This is a genomic window from Vibrio toranzoniae (genome assembly GCF_024347655.1).
In the GTDB taxonomy this organism is placed as follows: Bacteria; Pseudomonadota; Gammaproteobacteria; order Enterobacterales; family Vibrionaceae; genus Vibrio; species Vibrio toranzoniae.
Genome location: NZ_AP025515.1, coordinates 496443 through 513515 on the forward strand (window position 1 = coordinate 496443; position 17073 = coordinate 513515).

General features: G+C 43.8%; 15 protein-coding genes and 1 pseudogene. 4 read left to right on the forward strand and 12 right to left on the reverse strand.

The window, feature by feature from the left end; all coding sequences use genetic code 11:
* The first annotated feature begins 38 nt into the window (after positions 1-38).
* Both OCU50_RS16625 and OCU50_RS16630 read left to right on the forward strand, forming a co-directional pair.
* Positions 39-1490, forward strand: a complete 1452-nt coding sequence (locus tag OCU50_RS16625) for a mannose-1-phosphate guanylyltransferase/mannose-6-phosphate isomerase (protein WP_060469499.1) — start codon at positions 39-41, stop codon at positions 1488-1490.
* 259 nt (positions 1491-1749) lie between these two features.
* Positions 1750-3060: pseudogene (locus OCU50_RS16630) on the forward strand (phosphohexomutase domain-containing protein); the annotation flags it as partial.
* A 114-nt stretch (positions 3061-3174) separates the two neighbouring features.
* Here OCU50_RS16630 and aroG read toward each other — a convergent pair.
* The 7 genes from aroG to OCU50_RS16665 form a co-directional block, all read right to left on the reverse strand.
* Complete coding sequence (gene aroG / locus OCU50_RS16635; protein WP_060469497.1) at positions 3175-4227, reverse strand: 3-deoxy-7-phosphoheptulonate synthase AroG; 1053 nt, start codon at positions 4225-4227, stop codon at positions 3175-3177.
* A gap of 309 nt (positions 4228-4536) precedes the next feature.
* A complete protein-coding gene (locus OCU50_RS16640; RefSeq protein ID WP_060469496.1) occupies positions 4537-4755 on the reverse strand; it encodes a DUF3820 family protein in 219 nt (72 codons plus the stop codon).
* Between the two features lie 307 nt (positions 4756-5062).
* Positions 5063-5416 (reverse strand): hypothetical protein, encoded by a 354-nt coding sequence (locus OCU50_RS16645; RefSeq protein ID WP_017058656.1) that lies wholly within the window; start codon positions 5414-5416, stop codon positions 5063-5065.
* Between the two features lie 372 nt (positions 5417-5788).
* Positions 5789-6763, reverse strand: coding sequence for a heme o synthase (gene cyoE, locus OCU50_RS16650; protein ID WP_060469495.1), 975 nt, complete (start codon positions 6761-6763; stop codon positions 5789-5791).
* The gene (locus OCU50_RS16655; protein ID WP_060469494.1) at positions 6753-7808 is read right to left on the reverse strand and encodes a COX15/CtaA family protein; all 1056 of its coding nucleotides are present in this window, start codon (positions 7806-7808) and stop codon (positions 6753-6755) included. The genes cyoE and OCU50_RS16655 overlap by 11 nt, the downstream gene beginning before the upstream one ends.
* A gap of 79 nt (positions 7809-7887) precedes the next feature.
* Positions 7888-8496 (reverse strand): hypothetical protein, encoded by a 609-nt coding sequence (locus OCU50_RS16660; RefSeq protein WP_060469493.1) that lies wholly within the window; start codon positions 8494-8496, stop codon positions 7888-7890.
* A 76-nt stretch (positions 8497-8572) separates the two neighbouring features.
* Complete coding sequence (locus OCU50_RS16665; protein ID WP_060469492.1) at positions 8573-9454, reverse strand: SURF1 family protein; 882 nt, start codon at positions 9452-9454, stop codon at positions 8573-8575.
* Between OCU50_RS16665 and OCU50_RS16670 the strand changes: the two genes are divergently transcribed.
* Positions 9366-9596 (forward strand): DUF2909 domain-containing protein, encoded by a 231-nt coding sequence (locus OCU50_RS16670; protein ID WP_082710377.1) that lies wholly within the window; start codon positions 9366-9368, stop codon positions 9594-9596. The genes OCU50_RS16665 and OCU50_RS16670 overlap by 89 nt on opposite strands.
* 44 nt (positions 9597-9640) lie before the next feature.
* Here the strand turns inward: OCU50_RS16670 and OCU50_RS16675 are convergent, their stop codons facing one another.
* Genes OCU50_RS16675 through coxB form a run of 4 tightly spaced genes read right to left on the reverse strand, consistent with a single transcriptional unit; the run spans position 9641 to position 14065 of the window.
* Positions 9641-10525, reverse strand: a complete 885-nt coding sequence (locus tag OCU50_RS16675; RefSeq protein ID WP_060469491.1) for a cytochrome c oxidase subunit 3 — start codon at positions 10523-10525, stop codon at positions 9641-9643.
* Positions 10526-10563: 38 nt separating this feature from the next.
* Positions 10564-11193, reverse strand: a complete 630-nt coding sequence (locus OCU50_RS16680) for a cytochrome c oxidase assembly protein (RefSeq protein ID WP_060469490.1) — start codon at positions 11191-11193, stop codon at positions 10564-10566.
* An 11-nt stretch (positions 11194-11204) separates the two neighbouring features.
* A complete protein-coding gene (gene ctaD / locus OCU50_RS16685; protein WP_060469489.1) occupies positions 11205-12866 on the reverse strand; it encodes a cytochrome c oxidase subunit I in 1662 nt (553 codons plus the stop codon).
* On the reverse strand, positions 12863-14065 hold the full coding sequence (gene coxB, locus OCU50_RS16690) for a cytochrome c oxidase subunit II (RefSeq protein ID WP_060469488.1): 1203 nt from the start codon (positions 14063-14065) through the stop codon (positions 12863-12865). The genes ctaD and coxB overlap by 4 nt, the downstream gene beginning before the upstream one ends.
* Before the next feature lie 457 nt (positions 14066-14522).
* On the opposite strand from coxB, the gene OCU50_RS16695 reads away from it, so the two are divergent.
* A complete protein-coding gene (locus OCU50_RS16695) occupies positions 14523-16229 on the forward strand; it encodes a phospho-sugar mutase (protein WP_060469487.1) in 1707 nt (568 codons plus the stop codon).
* A gap of 103 nt (positions 16230-16332) precedes the next feature.
* On the opposite strand, the gene OCU50_RS16700 is transcribed toward OCU50_RS16695, so the two are convergent.
* The gene (locus OCU50_RS16700; protein WP_060469486.1) at positions 16333-16965 is read right to left on the reverse strand and encodes a LysE family translocator; all 633 of its coding nucleotides are present in this window, start codon (positions 16963-16965) and stop codon (positions 16333-16335) included.
* Positions 16966-17073 lie beyond the last annotated feature (108 nt).

Genomic DNA, 17073 nt, shown 5'->3' on the forward strand with positions numbered 1-17073 from the left:
ATGGTGGGAGTAGCCCTTATACACCTAATTACCACCTTATGATTTTACCTGTCATCTTAGCTGGCGGCTCTGGTAGTCGCCTTTGGCCATTATCTCGTGAGCTTTACCCCAAGCAGTTCCTCAACATCGCTGGCGAACAATCGATGCTTCAACACACCCTTTTACGTTTGCAAGGCCTTGAAGCGCACTTAAGGGATACCGAGTGTGCCGCTCCCTTCATCATCTGTAACGAAGAACACCGCTTCATTGCTGCAGAACAAGCTCGATCGGCTAACATCCAACACAGTGGTATTCTGCTAGAGCCTGTAGGTCGAAACACAGCGCCCGCCATCGCACTCGCAGCCTTACAGGCCGTAAGTCACTCAAACAGCAACCAACAGAACGAGTCAGATCCAATATTATTGGTACTGGCAGCTGATCATCACATAGCCAAAACGACCGAATTTCAGCAAACGGTAGCGAGAGGTGTCGAATACGCGAAACAAGGCAAACTCGTCACATTTGGTATTACTCCGAACGCACCCGAAACGGGCTATGGTTATATCAAGAAAGGAGCTCCGCTCTCCAATCATGCTTACGCGATTGAATGTTTCGTTGAAAAACCCGATCTGGCAACTGCAGAGCAGTACATTGATTCGGGACAATACCTATGGAACAGCGGCATGTTCATGTTTACTGCGTCCCGCTATCTTGAAGAACTAGCCGAACATAGCCCAGAGATCTTAACCGCCTGTAAACTCGCACTTGAAAAACAAAATACTGACCTCGACTTTATCCGCATTGACACTGAAGCGTTTAAAAGCAGCCCAAGCGATTCTATTGATTATGCCGTGATGGAAAAAACTTCACACGCTGCAGTAATTCCTATGGATGTTGGCTGGAATGATATTGGTTCATGGTCTGCGATCTGGGATGTGAGTGACAAGGATGAGCACAACAACGTGATTGAAGGCGATGTGTTGACTGTCGACTCGCAACACAACTACATTCATGCTGAAAATAAGCTGGTTGCGACTGTGGGGGTCGAAAACCTGATTATTGTCGAAACCAAAGACGCGATATTGGTTGCGAATAAAGACAGAGTTCAGGGCGTGAAATCGATTGTTGAACAGCTTAATCAAGCAGGTCGAACCGAACATATACATCACCGAGAAGTCTTTAGGCCTTGGGGTAAATACGACGTCGTAGATCTTGGAAAGCGTGACAAAGTGAAGCGAATTACGGTAAATGCAGGGCAGAAATTGTCTTTGCAAATGCACCATCACAGAGCCGAACACTGGGTGGTCGTAGCTGGCACAGCCAAAGTCACCAATAACAATCAAAGCTATCTAGTCGAGGAAGATCAATCCACTTATATTCCGCTAGGCCACATTCATAGTCTAGAAAATCCCGGAGACACACCTCTCGAGATGATCGAAGTACAAACCGGCAGCTACCTCAGTGAAAACGATATCACTAGATATCAAGACAGTTATGGGCGAGATGTTTAAACCCAAAAGAGAACATTAATCTTCTAAGCCTAACAACCAACCGGAATAAAGCGGCGGCAATATAGTGAAACTAACATTAGATCTCAGTTGCTTTAAGAACAACGACGTTCGCGGCATTATCGGCAGTCAAATCAATGAACCGTTTGCTTACCTGCTCGGTAAGGCATTTGGACAACACCTCTTGAACCAAAGAGTCGAACATTCGTTAGAGGTTACCTATCAGCAACGGAACCACGACGGTAAAAAACAATTCTCGAACTCTGTAGCTCAGGTGGTGGTTGGTCGTGATAATCGAGATACATCTCTATCATTGCAAGACGCCATGACAAGAGGCTTAATCGAGTCTGGTATTACTGTCGTTAACTTAGGAGTGACAGGGACTGAAGAAGTCTATTTTGCTACCCGTCATCTTAATTCTATTGGCGGAGTACAAATAACCGCAAGCCACAACCCAATCAATTACAACGGCATGAAATTGGTAGGAGCTGATGCGAGCCCAATCAGCAAACATAGTGGGTTAAATGCGATCAAACGGAGAGTTGAAGCTTTAGGTAAAACATGTAATAGCAATAACACTGATGGTAATACACCTAATTACAGGTTACAGGCTAACCAAGTACCTCAGTGCTACACCAGCTCTAAATCGATAAGTGTATTGGATCCCTATGTAGATCACTTGCTCTCTTATATAAACCCTTTTGAACTCACACCAATGAAGATTGTGGTTAACGCAGGTAACGGTGTTGCAGGACATGTTATTGATGCGCTAGAAAGCCGTTTTATAAATCTTGGTGTCCCAATAAAGCTGATCAAGATTAATCATAAACCAGACGCTAAGTTTCCTAATGGTATCCCTAATCCGTTAATAATTGAGAATCAAAACGCGACAAGAGAAGCGGTTTTAAAGCATGCCGCAGACATTGGCATCGCTTGGGATGGAGATTTCGATCGTTGTTTCTTCTTTGATGAAACAGGTCGCTACATAGAAGGCTATTATATTGTTGGCCTGCTAATCGAAGCATTCTTACTCAAAGAGCCTAACGCAACCGTGTTACACGACATGCGTTTAACATGGAATACGATTGAAGTGGCCAATAAACTTGATGGGAACGCTATCGCTGTGAAAGCTGGACACGCTCTTATCAAAGAAGCGATGCGTAATAAAAATGCGGTTTATGGCGGTGAAATGAGTGCTCATCATTACTTTCGTGACTTTGGATATTGCGACTCAGGCATGATTCCGTGGCTACTTATCATTGAGCTAATATCAAAATCTGGACGATCTCTCTATCAACTCACCCAAGCAAGTATTAGTAACTTCCCATCGTCGGGTGAAATAAATCGTACAGTCTCAGACCCAAAACAAGTCATCGAAAACCTGCTCAATCACTACAAGAATAGCGCGTTAACGATCAGTGATATCGATGGCATCAGTGTTGAAATGAGTAACTGGCGTTTCAATTTAAGGATGTCGAACACAGAACCATTAATGCGCTTGAACGTAGAATCCAGAAAGGATCCGAAATTGCTCGCTGAGAAAGTCGATGAATTGTTGTCTTTTCTCGTTTAAAAAGCAGATAGCTCAAACTAAAACAGCGTCCAATAAAAAGTAAGCCCCAGTAAAAAGCCCTCGTGAATGTGAACGAGGGCTTTTTAATTTTTGGCCTACCTTTTGGCAACGAACCTACTGATTACGACGAGCTTCCACTGCATCCGCTAACTGGCGAAGCACTGTTTCAGTATCTTCCCAACCGATACACGCATCAGTGATAGACTGACCATATGTCGGAGCTTTGCCGTCCACTAAGTCTTGGCGACCTTCAACAAGATGAGATTCAATCATCACACCGAAAATCGCTTTGTCACCATTCGCAATTTGTGTGCTTACATCATCAGACACATTAATTTGACGTTGAAACTGCTTAGAGCTGTTCGCATGACTGAAATCGATCATGACCTTCTGTGGGAGGCCTGATGCAGCTAGCTCTTCTTTTATTTTACTTACATGCTCTGCACTGTAGTTTGGCTCTTTACCGCCCCGTAAAATAATATGGCAGTCAGGATTGCCTGCCGTTTCAATAATTGCAGAATGACCGTACTTTGTTACTGATAGGAAGTGGTGTGAAGCACTTGCCGAACGAATCGCGTCTGTTGCAATTTTAATATTGCCGTCTGTACCATTTTTGAAACCAACTGGACAAGATAGACCTGAAGCAAGTTCACGGTGAACTTGAGATTCAGTAGTACGTGCACCAATTGCCCCCCAACTTATCAGGTCTGCCACATATTGAGGTGTGATCATGTCAAGAAATTCACTTGCTGTTGGCATACCAAGATCCGTTAGGTCCAGCAGTAGCTTACGTCCGAGACGAAGACCGTCATTTAGCTTAAAAGTGTCATCCATGTATGGGTCGTTGATTAGCCCTTTCCAACCCACCGTTGTACGTGGCTTTTCAAAGTAAACACGCATCACGATTTCAAGCTTATCGCCAAGTTCGTCACGCAGTACTTTTAGACGCTTACCGTATTCAAGAGCCGCTTCTGGATCATGAATCGAGCATGGGCCAACAATCACCAACAGGCGATCATCACTTTCTTCTAAAATATCGTGAATGGCTTTACGGCTTGCAAAGGTTGTAGAAGAAGCAGTTTCTGTCGCTGGAAACTTCTCTAAAACAGCAACAGGGGGTAATAATTCTTTTACTTTGTTAATTCTTACATCATCAGTCTGAAACATTGCTTACTTCTTCCTATTTTCTATCCTTGAGCTGAATGTACGTCGTCTCACGTAACTTTCCATCAGCACTAATCTTCTTGTTCCCTGTAACTTAACTAGTAAAAACTCTAGTTTCAATCACTAATTAAAAAAAAAGGCAATTTTTTTTGTGTTTTACATTAACAACACCCCGTATAAATTAATTTACACCCCATGAATTACGAAACTTATAACAAGGTAGGACCCGCTGTTTTTCAAACTCCGCCCTAGTCATAGAATATTTTGAAACTGGATAATAAAAAAGCTCACGTTATTAGCGTGAGCTTAGATTTATTCACATTTTTTCAATGGCTTGACGACACTATCAAGTCCTTCGATTTTCAAGGCAAGACACAATTTTAACAAGTCACCCAGCTCGCCAGATGGAAAGCCCTTTTTAGCAAACCACAGCAAATATTCGTCAGGCAGGTCAATTAATATACGACCAGCGTATTTACCAAATGGCATTTGTACTCTGGCGAGCTTAATCAGATTCTCTTTCTCTAGCATTACCGGCTCTTTCTATGCTTCATTATGCTCTATAGAGTATCACCTAAACGTCCAACCCAATAGTTGGTGACACTGTGCGTCATTCTACGCATCAAAAGATCAATACTTGAACGGCTAACCTTAGTGGGTTGTGAAAATCGTCTGCCGATTTAATGCCAGTCGTAGTAAATGCTTGCTAGATTAAAGGAGATAAAGTTTAAAGGTTTTATAGTGCACTTAGATATGAGTGAAAACTCAAACGAGAATGACAAGCAATATAATAAAAGGTTGTAGGTAAAGGAGTTAAAATTTGAAGCTAGTTTTAATATTAGTCATGTTGAACAGTGTGTGCATACTCTACGATCACCTGATTTCCTTCTATATAGGCATTTTGAATTTCTCCATCAACACTCATTCTACTTTTTAAATAGACAACTTTAGGCCCTGAGTCTATGCCTTCTTTGAGCGAAGGAAACACATTTCTAGGCTCTAAATGCAGCAATCGACAGAAGTGACTGATGAATGACATGGTTAATGGGGTCTCCCCTTTTAGCACTCTAGAGAAATCAAGTTGATTCATTCCCAACTTCTTTGAAAACTCCATCTGGGTAATACGCATTCGGGACTTTTGAGACATCCACGTTTGATACAACGCATCTCTGTCTTGTTCGGTGAATTCCATAGTGACTCCTTTATAATTCATATCAATCAATTGTCCGTCTTTTCACACATAGCATGTCAGGGCTAGGTTAATGGAAACCAAAGGTTTAGTTTGTATAAGCGTACAATTTGGTTATAGGGACAAAGTATGATGGCTATAAAACATTCACTGCAAACAGCGCCCCAGTACCAACTAGGCGTTACCCACATAGGCAAACTCTGACATGAATTGATTTCTAGAGCGCTTACTTCAAATATTCCATTTTTAACAGCTAAATATCTATTTTTAACAACTAGGTATATAGATAAAAACGGATGTCTGAGCATCCGTTTTCTTACTCAAAGAATACGTAGACTGGCGTTGTTTAGTGCAAGTAAGCGAAGTACATAATAATCAAAGCAGATAGTGATCAGCGAGAAGAGCAACAAACAAGGTCATAAGATGATAGATAGAAAACTTAAAAGTCTTCATTGCCATATTAGGCTTGTCACAATACTTGAGTACCCATGCGTGGTACACAAACCCAATATTCAGTACCAATGAAGCACTTAAGTATATCCAACTACTCATACCGACCAATACTGGCAATACACACACAACGCTAAGCAAAAATGTATAAAGCAAAATTGACGTTTTGGTGTATTCGATCCCATGAGTCACTGGCAACATAGGAATGTTCACTTTGGCATATTCGTCACGACGATGAATCGCCAGTGCCCAAAAGTGCGGAGGTGTCCAAATAAAGATGATCATCACCAACAACCAAGCGTTTGAATGCAATTCATTGGTGACTGCTGTCCACCCCAGCAAAGGTGGCATCGCGCCTGCGATCCCAGCTATAACGATGTTCTGAGGCGTAGCTCGCTTCAAGTACATGGTATAAATCACCGCATAGCCCAATAAACTTGCAAAGGTTAGCCAAGCAGTGAGTTGATTGACCCATACCACTAATGTAACAAAGCCAAGCAAACCAATACCAGTAGCGAAGCTGAACACACGCATACTACTGAGCTCACCAGATGGTAAAGGACGTCGGTTTGTTCGAGACATTTGCCCATCGATCTTTTTATCAATCAAGTGATTAAACGCGGCTGCTGAGCCCGCCATCAACCCTATTCCAATCATTCCAAACAAAGTTTGTTGCAAAGGTAATCCATTGGGTACAGCCAAACACATACCGACCAATGCTGTGAGTAACATCAACGCTACCACCTTTGGTTTAGTCAGTGTTAAATAGACTTTCCAAGTGGCGTTGTTTTTCGAGGCCAACTCACTGTTTGAAGCAATTTCATTGTTGGCAGCAATCTCTTGATTTGAAGCTCTCTCTTGAGCCACCAATTCATGTCGTGTTGACGTTCTACTGACCATGATTACCTCCTTGTAATACGTTGTTCTTCACCAAGTATTCGCTCGGTTTTGGTTGCCAAACCACAAAATTCGTCACAACCATACTGATCAGCAACATCGCCGCGACTAGATTGTGCATAACCGCGACAAAAATAGGTAGATGAAACCATACGTTGCTGATCCCTAGAGTGATTTGGGTAAACAACACTATCACCACAACCACGCTCAGTTTTTGCTGAGGTCCTTTGCCGAACTTCCACAGTTGGTACGCCACCATTAGTACAGTTAAAGTCGCGACGATAGCCCCAATCCTGTGCATGACATGTATGGTAAGCCTGGCGGGGTAATCCAACACACCAAACTCATAATTATCATGACCGTGTTGAGCAAAGTCGAAAGCGTTTTTGAAATCGAGATAACTTACCCAGTTCCCTTCACATATCGGCAGTTGCGTACACACCAAAGCGGCATAATTTGACGATGTCCAGCCACCAAGCAATATCTGCCCCACCACAATTAATAATCCACACAGCGCCCAAGCTTTAAGTGATGATGTATACGTAGCGTCACCAAATCGACTTTGGAATTGAGACAGACGGCAATAGAGCAAACAAAGGAGAGATAGCAATGTAAAGCCCCCCATCAAGTGCGCCATAACCACAACGGGCATCAACTTGAGCGTCACTGTCCACATGCCTAATAAAGCCTGAAAAATCACAGTGGCAGAAATAAGCAAGGGAAGTTCAACAGAGGTGATATTCTTTTTAATACACCAAGCGACAACGACAAAGATAAGAAGCCCTAAGGAACCAGCAAAGTAACGATGTATCATCTCTATCCAAGCTTTTTCTGCTTCAAGCGCTCGTTCTGGAAACTGAATATTTGCTTCATTCACTGCTAGTGTATTGGAAGGCACGGTGATTTTTCCATAACAGCCCGGCCAATCCGGGCAACCAAGACCAGCATCAGATAAACGAGTATAAGCGCCGAGTACGATCACGGTAAGGGTCAGTAAAATAGTCACTCTCATAGCAAGCATGAGTAATTTCGGGGCTTTATTATGCATTTTTGTATCTCCCTATACTTAGTCGCAGATCCTAGCAGCTAACTTCTGACACCCAGCAGCCATCACTCCCCCGTCCGCACTATCCTACTCGGGACAATTTAAGTAGTTTTCTAAGATCATGAATCATGCCTTTAGATTGACCGACTAACTGCGACGGTTCAGAAACGCTTTTATATTCCATGACGAGCTGACCAAAAGGATCGATAATGATGATAGAAGCCGGTGCGAACTCGGTACTCAACTCATCACCACCAGCCATAAATGACAAATCCGGTTTATTCAGCGCCCCTAACAATGAGTTGCCCTCTGAAACAAAAACAACCGCCGTCACTCGCTCTTTATTTTTCCCTAACGCTAAGTAACTTTGATTCAAATAGTGAAGCTGTTGTTCACACAAGCCTTTACACTCTGTTGGCGCTATGTACCCCACTAACCAGCCCTCAGCTTCCACCGGAGTCGTTAAGCCCAGGTCCTTTAACGTCATTCTTGGTTCAACTAATTCGCCCGAATTCGTCACACCGGATGTGTACCAATTTTGCTCTAACACGGTTTTAGCGACAATTGCGGGCAAGGCGAAGATCAAAATCAGTCCAACGAGTACAAGACGACCACGAGATCGACGCTGCTTGAACGCAGCTAAATTAGCATCAGTACGCTCTTTGTTAGTTTGTGCTTGAGACTTATCCATCTTTATTCCCTGTGTTAGGTGCTGCCTTTATGCTGTCGCAATCTCGACTTTCAATGTCTATGGCAGTTTCAAGTGCCTACTTCTGCTTCATGTACCTATATCCAATCAATAACATCAAAAATAGCAGTACCGCTGCCATGACGAACCATTGAAATGAGTAACCAAAGTGTTTCTCTGATTTCATTGCCGACGGTCGCCATAACATTTCATATGGCCATGAACCTAAGCTCTGCGGCTGAAATATAAAGGGCAACACCTCTTGACCAGTGTACTGTGATAACGCTTGTATATTGATATTCTGAATTCGTTTCGGTGTGGTGTTTTCTAACCCCAGTTCCTGACTTAGTGGGTTCACCGAACGTACATACAAACGTCCTGACATATTCGTTGGTAGTGTGATGTTTCCTAATTGAGGCAGTTTTCTTCTGTCGTTACTTGCCGCAACGAATCCAAGATCGATCAAGAGCTGCTTTCTTCCGTTCTGAGTTTGAGTTTCGCCCAACATGTAAATCACATACCCCACCATTCCTTGGTTTATCTGGTTATCCAGCAAGAGGATTAATCCACTCGGTGTCGCTAACTCAATATCGACCTTTAAGCCATTTAAGGTTTGTGGACTCGATGGTTCTTGCGCTCGTAAACCTGTACCTCTCCAATCAGAAAGCACGATATCCAATGCCCTCGAAGATTGTTGCGATCTTTCCAATAGCTGCTGCTCATAACGTAGTTTCTCGTTACCTCTGTCTAACTGCCACACACCCAACTTGATTAAAACGCCGACTGAAACCACAGTTAAAACAGCCGCTATCCAAAAACCTTTACTGCGGAACTTATGTTCATCATCATTCGAACGGTTTGGAGTTATCACTATGGCGTCATCTACCTTTGCGTTGTTATTGAAAATTGTGTTGGTCGCTTTGCTATTTTTCATCGCCTTCAACTTAATGAAAGGTCTCATCCAAATCGCCTCAGGCAAACACAATGGAAAAAGACTCAGTCATTTCTTGGGCCGCCGTGTAATGCTGTCAGCCATCGTAGTGCTTTTGCTATTAATCGCTTTAGGCTCTGGTGTCATTACTCCTAACCCGCGACCTTATTAACTCAATATAGACTGGGTACATCATTAAAGCCGTTGAATATCTAGTTAAAGTACATAGACAAACACGAATAGCCCTAACCAAACCACATCAACAAAGTGCCAATACCAACTGCCCGCTTGAAACGCAAAGTGATCTTTTGTAGAGAAATGATCTTTCGCAACTCTCGCCAGTAACACAATCAAAAAAATCGTTCCTAAACAAACATGTAAGCCATGAAACCCAGTCAGTAAAAAGAAGGTGTTACCGTAGATACCGGACTGAAGTGTCAGCCCCATCTCTTGATACGCATGAAGGTACTCTTCAACTTGGAAGAATAGGAACAAGCCAGCCAGCACAATGGTTATCTCCAACCACACGATCAAAGCCATCCGCTTGCTCTGTTCAAGACTGATATGTGCCATGTGCAGCGTTACAGATGATAGCAAAAGGATTATCGTGTTCTTAAGCGGGATACCTTGCCAAGGCATTGCTTGTGTAGTCACACCATCTGGTGTGGTGGTTAGCGGCCATATCGACTGAAACATCGGCCACAACACTTCATGTGTCATTGCATTGTTGCCTGCACCGCCAATCCACGGAACGGATATCATACGAGCGTAAAAAAGCGCACCAAAGAAAGCACCGAAAAACATGATTTCGGAAAAGATAAACCAACTCATCCCTTGTCGAAAAGAACGAGATATTTGTTCGGAATAGAGACCACTTAATGATTCCGTGATCACATTGCTAAACCAACCTGCGAGCATATAAAGCAGAACAACAAACCCAACTAACAGCACTACTTTTCCAAACACGCCACCAGCGGATCCGGTACCCATGTTTTGCACCGTCAAGCCAGCACCAACCGCGACCAAAAACAGTGCAACGGCGCCGACTAATGGCCAGTGGCTTTGATGTGGAACGAAATACACTTCCTTTTTAGAACTCATCGCTCAACTCCTTATGTTGATACTGGTTCTGTAAATCCCTAGTTACTTGCGAGTGTGCTCGATGTTGATGTGCTCACTTCAGGCTTACTTGCCTCTCCACTCACCTGATTCGTGATGTTAAACAACGTATAAGAGAGCGTAAGCGTATGTATTGATTCTGGGATGTCAGGCTCAATATAAAATATCAAACCCATTTCAGCGCTCTTATACCCGTCTAATGGTTGCTGATTAAAGCAAAAGCACTCCATCTTATTGAAGTAGGTTGCCCCCATTCCCGGAGACACCGACGGCACGGCTTGTCCAACCAACGAAGCACCTGATAGGTTTTTAGCAAAATAATTCGTTTGAATGACCTGACCTGGGTGAACCTCTAATACACGTGCTTCGGGGGAAAATTGCCATGGCATATCTGGCTTAATATGAGACATAAATTCAACTCGAATTGTACGAGAGTAGTCAGGTTGCATTCCTTGAGGTTGCACAGCAGAAACGGTATTGGTTTTGCCATTAATTCCCAAGGCTTCACACATAACATCGTAGAGCGGCACCAAAGCGAAGCCGAAGCCAAACATGCCTATCACGCTCAGCAACAAATAACCCGTCAGCTTCTTGGTTGAACGTCTTGGCTGCTCAGCGTCGCGGTTTTGGTTGCTTTGTCTGTTGTCCATATCTCATCTCCTCAATCTATTTTAGGTGGATGAGTAAAAGTATGATGAGGGGCAGGACTTGCTACTGTCCATTCTAACCCTTCCGCTCTTTCCCACGGTTTGCTCGGTGCAGGCTCTCCGCCTCTTACGCACTTAATAGCCAACCATAAGAAGATCAGCTGAGACAACCCAAAGGCAAAACCACCAATCGACACCACTTGGTTAACGTCAGCAAATTGAATAGCGTAATCTGGAATACGACGCGGCATGCCTGCTAAACCTAAGAAGTGCATAGGAAAGAAAAGGACATTGACCGATATAACTGAGGTCCAAAAATGCCACAGACTGAGCTTGTGGTCGTACATATGCCCGGTCCATTTAGGCAACCAGTAGTACGCCGCCGCCATTATCGAGAATACGGCCCCCGTCACCAGAACGTAGTGGAAGTGAGCCACTACAAAATAGGTGTCGTGATATTGGAAATCAGCAGGCACGATGGCGAGCATCAGTCCAGATAGCCCACCAATCGTAAATAGAACAATAAAGGCGATAGCAAACAGCATTGGTGTTTCAAAGGTTAAAGCTCCTCGCCACATAGTCGCCACCCAGTTAAAGACTTTCACACCAGTAGGCACCGCAATCAACATGGTGCAGTACATGAAGAACAGTTCTGCAAATACTGGCATACCCGTGGTGAACATGTGGTGCGCCCAAACCAAGAATGACAACAGAGCAATACTACAGGTCGCGTACACCATGGAGTGATAGCCAAATAAGCGTTTACCACTGAATGTAGGAATGATCGCAGAGACAATACCAAAAGACGGTAAGATCATAATGTACACTTCGGGGTGACCAAAGAACCAGAAAATGTGCTGGAACATCACCGGATCCCCACCACCAGCGGCGTCAAAGAAGCTCGTCCCAAAGTACTTGTCGGTGAGTACCATAGTTACAGCACCGGCGAGCACGGGCATCACGGCTATCAAAAGGAAAGCCGTGATTAACCAAGTCCATACGAACATAGGTAGCTTGAACCACGTCATACCCGGAGCTCTCATGTTGACAATAGTCACGATGACGTTGATCGCCCCCATGATCGAGCTGATCCCCATGATATGGACAGAGAATACAAACAACGCCGTACTATCAGGGCCATAAGTCGTCGAGAGCGGTGCATAAAATGTCCAACCAAAATTCGGGCCGCCTCCCTCTGTAAACAAAGAGCCAATTAATATTAAGAAAGCAAAAGGCAAAATCCAGAAGCTAAGGTTGTTCATCCGCGGCAACGCCATATCCGGCGCACCGATCATCATCGGGATCATCCAGTTAGCTAAACCTGTGAAAGCAGGCATCACAGCACCAAACACCATAATTAAACCGTGGACGGTCGTCATTTGGTTAAAGAAATCCGGTTCAACGAGTTGTAACCCTGGTTGGAACAACTCGGCCCTAATCACCATCGCCATAGCACCACCAATTAAAAACATGGTGAAGCTGAACCACAAATAAAGTGTCCCTATATCTTTGTGATTGGTCGAGTAAAGCCAACGAGCCCAACCTTTGGGTGCCGCATGTGAGTCGTGATCATCAACAGGCAAATCATTATTGCCCAGTGTACCTTCCGCAGAATGGCTCAGAGCTTGATCTTCCGCTGGAGCCGCTTTCACCGGCTTATGGATTGGTGAACTCATAACTGCTCCTTAGCATTGTCTTGCACTTCATCCGTTGAGCTTTCAGTGCCACCTGATTGTTTGCTTTTGTAAGCGTTAATATCTGAAGCCTGCACAACATCGCCCGTATCATTACCCCATGCGTTTCTTTGATATGTAACGACTGCTGCGATCTCTTTCTCGGTTAACTGGTTATCGAATGCTTGCATTGCCGTGCCGCCACGACCGTAAACGATAGTATCGATATGCACGTCTACATCGCCAAGAGCAACAGGACTGCCTTTAATTGCAGGAAAAGCCCCCGGAATCCCTCCCCCATTGACTTGATGACAAACCGCACATCGATTTTTATAGACTTCTTCACCGAGGGAATTAAGCTCTTCTAGAGAGAGTGACGCATCTAATGCATCTTGTGCTGCTTGCTGTGTGGCTATCGCCAACTCTTTCTGCGTTGCTAGCCATGCATCAAAATCTTCTTCTTCCATAGCATGCACGACTATTGGCATAAACCCATGTGCTCGACCACATAATTCAGCACACTGGCCTCGATAAACACCAGGTTCATCTATTTTTGTCCACGCCTCGTTAATAAACCCAGGAATCGTGTCTTTTTTAACGGCAAAGGCTGGTACCCACCATGAGTGGATAACATCGTCGGAAGTCATTAAAAATCGAACTTTACGATCGATAGGGAGTACTAGCGGATTATCAACTTCCAACAAGTAATGCGCCCCTTTTACTTCGATGCCATCAATCTCTTTATCACTAGTTGCCAAAAGGCTAAAAAACTCAACATCTTCGCCAAAATAGCTGTAATGCCATTTCCATTGTGAACCAGTAATTTTTACGGTGAGATCTGATTGGGAGGTGTCTTCCATCGCTATCAAGGTCTTAGTAGCTGGGATGGCCATAGCGATAAGAATAATGATTGGAATGATGGTCCAAAGGATTTCAACTTTAGTGCTTTCGTGAAAATGGGCAGCCACCGCTCCCTTCGACTTTCGGTGCCTCAAAATGGAATAAAACATTACACCAAAAACAACAAAGGCGATCGCACAGCAAATGTAGAAGATCAGCATATGAAGTTCATATACCTTACCACTGATCTCGGTGACGCCTTGTGTCATGTTGTATTCACTGCTTGCATTCACCAAAGGTGCTACTAAAACAACAACAAAACCATTCAAAAGCCACGCTAGCCTAACCAGTAATCTTTTCAAAAGATTTCTCCTTATCCTTCCTAAATTGGATACTTGCGACCTAAATATCGCTGTGAATCGGATCACAGTCGTTGCTATTCCGGATACACATGAAAAGGCTGAATCTCAATCGACAACTCACGTAGCGACCTCCAAAAATCGACTGCTAGATTCTTATCAGTCTATGAACTTACACAGCTCATAAACATCGAAGGTTTTAACGAAAGATTCAAAAACGGCGAATTTGTTAAATTTTGTTATATTTATATGAAAGGCTAGTTAGTGATATCCAATTGTTCAAGATAAGTTTACTTGCTAAACAGTCAATTATCTAAAGAGGCTTAATCTATACGCCTTTCTGCTGCCGTTGGAATTTATTTTATATTGAGTTTTACGATTGCCTTCATGGAAATGATAATCAGTATCACTTAATTTAAACCCATAGGAAGTCATACCGACATTATAAGGTTTAGTAATTATGCAAGATGCGATGAACTGGTTAACGAGAGACCCAGATCCAAGAACTCGTGAAGAGCTGCAACATCTCATCGATGAGGGAATGCACGACGAATTAGATGACCGCTTTACTCAACGCCTAGAATTCGGAACGGCGGGATTGCGGGGCAAAGTAGGATGTGGCCCGAATAGAATGAATCGCTTGGTCATACAAGAAACAGCAACAGGGCTTGGACATTACTTAATTGAACATGTTGCGAATACCGCTATTCGTGGAGTGATAATTGGCTATGACGGCCGTTTAGATTCAAAGCAATTCGCAATTGATACCGCTTCTGTACTCACAGCTTTAGGTATTAAGGTTTACCTAACCGCCAATGTTGCGGCGACGCCTATCGTTGCTTTTGGTATCAAACATTTCAATGCTGCCGCTGCTGTTGTCGTGACTGCCAGCCACAACCCTCCGGAATATAATGGTTTCAAAGTATACTGGGAAAATGGTGCTCAAATCATTCCCCCCCACGATGCAGGCATTGCCGCTGAAATCGACATAGCATCGACTAAGCCAATTCCTTTGATCAGCCTAAGTAATGCTGAACAACAAGGTAACTTAGTATGGCTAACCGAAGGCTACTACCAAACGTATCGTGCCGCCATTAGTCAAAGTCCGTATGTGAATAAAGGGATAGAATCGGCGAATACAACCATTGCCTATACTGCAATGCATGGTGTGGGAGCACAAATGGCAGAGGACCTTCTACACGATGCAGGGTTTCACAAAGTGTTCAGCGTAACGGAGCAAAGAGAGCCCGATGGCAACTTCCCAACCGTTAACTTCCCAAACCCAGAAGAAAAAGGGGCAATGGATCTTGTGATCAACTTAGCGAAAAGTGTCGATGCCGACATTGCTTGCGCCAACGATCCAGATGCAGATCGGTTCGCCGTTGCTGTCCGAACTGAAGGTGCCTCATACAAGATGCTAACGGGCGACCAAGTGGGTGTGTTATTCGCACATTATTTGTTATCGAAGCCACACACAAAAAACCAGTTGGTTGGTAACAGTATCGTATCTTCAACCTTACTTGAAAAAGTAGCGCAATCTCATGGTGCTAGCTACTTCCAAACACTAACAGGCTTCAAATGGTTGGCCAATATTGGCATGCAGTTAGAAGATAAACAGAATGAGTTCTTATTCGCTTATGAAGAGGCTCTAGGTTACACAATTGGTACTCAAGTACGTGATAAAGATGGGCTGTCCGCTATCGTCATTTTTGCTCAATTAGTTGAGGAGCTAAAGTCTCAAGGTCGAACCGTTTGGGATCTTCTTGCGCAAATTTCGTTTGAACATGGCGTCTATACCAACGCACAACGAAGTATCGCGCTCGATCCAGATTCACCGTCCATTGGATCTAAACTCCGAGCGGCACAACCTAAAGCCATCAACGGTGTTGCTATCTCTGTGATTGAAGACCTGCAGTCTTCTTTACGCTTCGTCATTGGGGGCAATACGGAAGCCATTAACCTGCCTTCAAGTGATGTACTCATCTATCACCTTGAAGATGGCTCGCGCATTATCGTACGACCTTCAGGAACCGAGCCTAAAGTTAAGGTTTACTATGAAACGGTGGCAAAGTTTGAAGGAACAGAAACGTACGATGACACTCGCCTACGCGGTGAGGAATATATGGATAAACTGATTGAACGACACCAGCAAGAACTGAATTCTTAACTATTGGTATGTTCAATATATGACGGATAAAAACAAAAGATGGACGCTCTAAGCGTCCATCTTTCTCAGCGGTCAACCGCGATAATATGTTTGAATTGGGTGTTTACGAAGTAAAGAAAGAAGACAGCATCCACACGGCCAACACAATGAAAACTCCGCCCATCACTTTTTGTTGATAGTTACGAAACTGTGCGTTTTCCAAGAGAGATTTACCTATTGTCCCCACTAACGCGACCAATAAAAAATTGAAGGTTAAGCCTAAAATATTCAACAACAAACCCAGTATGAGCATCTGTTCGCCCGAGGTGGCTTCAATATTCGTAGAGACAAATTGAGGTAAAAACATAACAAAGAAAACTAACGCTTTGGGGTTGAGCAAATTGCTGATAAGTGCTCTTTGGTAATACGACTTGGCGGCAGAGTTATTGCTTAACTCAGGTGCATTGCCCTGCTCTGTTCGCAGGCAATCCCACCCCATTTTTAATAAGTAAGTACCACCTAACAAGTGCAGTACTTTCAAAGCTACTGGGCTCATTGCGATCAACGCAGAGACACCCATAGCAGCTAATACGGTAAGAATAATTCCAGACGTCGCATTACCTAGGCTCGCGAACAAACCAACTTTACGTCCATAACTCATACTCGAGCTTGCGATAAGCAACATATCAGGGCCGGGCAAAAGCAGGAGGGCGACAACGGCAGTCAAGTAAACAGGTAAGATGGCTAAGTCGATCATGAGTTCTAATATTGATAAAAAATGGAGTCGAATTTTATATCAATTGCCAACGCCCTTCCAGATCTAATCCGTTGAGACCCGTCAGTTATCTCGAATTAAAAACCAGAT

Coding starts and splice junctions, on each gene's coding strand:
- OCU50_RS16640 (WP_060469496.1), bottom strand. CDS start 4,755: ATGCTAGAGAAAGAGAATCTGATTAAGCTCGCCAGAGTACAAATGCCA.
- OCU50_RS16680 (WP_060469490.1), bottom strand. CDS start 11,193: ATGGACAACAGACAAAGCAACCAAAACCGCGACGCTGAGCAGCCAAGA.
- OCU50_RS16660 (WP_060469493.1), bottom strand. CDS start 8,496: ATGGATAAGTCTCAAGCACAAACTAACAAAGAGCGTACTGATGCTAAT.
- OCU50_RS16645 (WP_017058656.1), bottom strand. CDS start 5,416: ATGGAATTCACCGAACAAGACAGAGATGCGTTGTATCAAACGTGGATG.
- aroG (WP_060469497.1), bottom strand. CDS start 4,227: ATGTTTCAGACTGATGATGTAAGAATTAACAAAGTAAAAGAATTATTA.
- OCU50_RS16675 (WP_060469491.1), bottom strand. CDS start 10,525: ATGAGTTCTAAAAAGGAAGTGTATTTCGTTCCACATCAAAGCCACTGG.
- OCU50_RS16670 (WP_082710377.1), top strand. CDS start 9,366: ATGGCGTCATCTACCTTTGCGTTGTTATTGAAAATTGTGTTGGTCGCT.
- OCU50_RS16655 (WP_060469494.1), bottom strand. CDS start 7,808: ATGCATAATAAAGCCCCGAAATTACTCATGCTTGCTATGAGAGTGACT.
- ctaD (WP_060469489.1), bottom strand. CDS start 12,866: ATGAGTTCACCAATCCATAAGCCGGTGAAAGCGGCTCCAGCGGAAGAT.
- OCU50_RS16625 (WP_060469499.1), top strand. CDS start 39: ATGATTTTACCTGTCATCTTAGCTGGCGGCTCTGGTAGTCGCCTTTGG.
- OCU50_RS16700 (WP_060469486.1), bottom strand. CDS start 16,965: ATGATCGACTTAGCCATCTTACCTGTTTACTTGACTGCCGTTGTCGCC.
- cyoE (WP_060469495.1), bottom strand. CDS start 6,763: ATGGTCAGTAGAACGTCAACACGACATGAATTGGTGGCTCAAGAGAGA.
- OCU50_RS16695 (WP_060469487.1), top strand. CDS start 14,523: ATGCAAGATGCGATGAACTGGTTAACGAGAGACCCAGATCCAAGAACT.
- OCU50_RS16665 (WP_060469492.1), bottom strand. CDS start 9,454: ATGAGACCTTTCATTAAGTTGAAGGCGATGAAAAATAGCAAAGCGACC.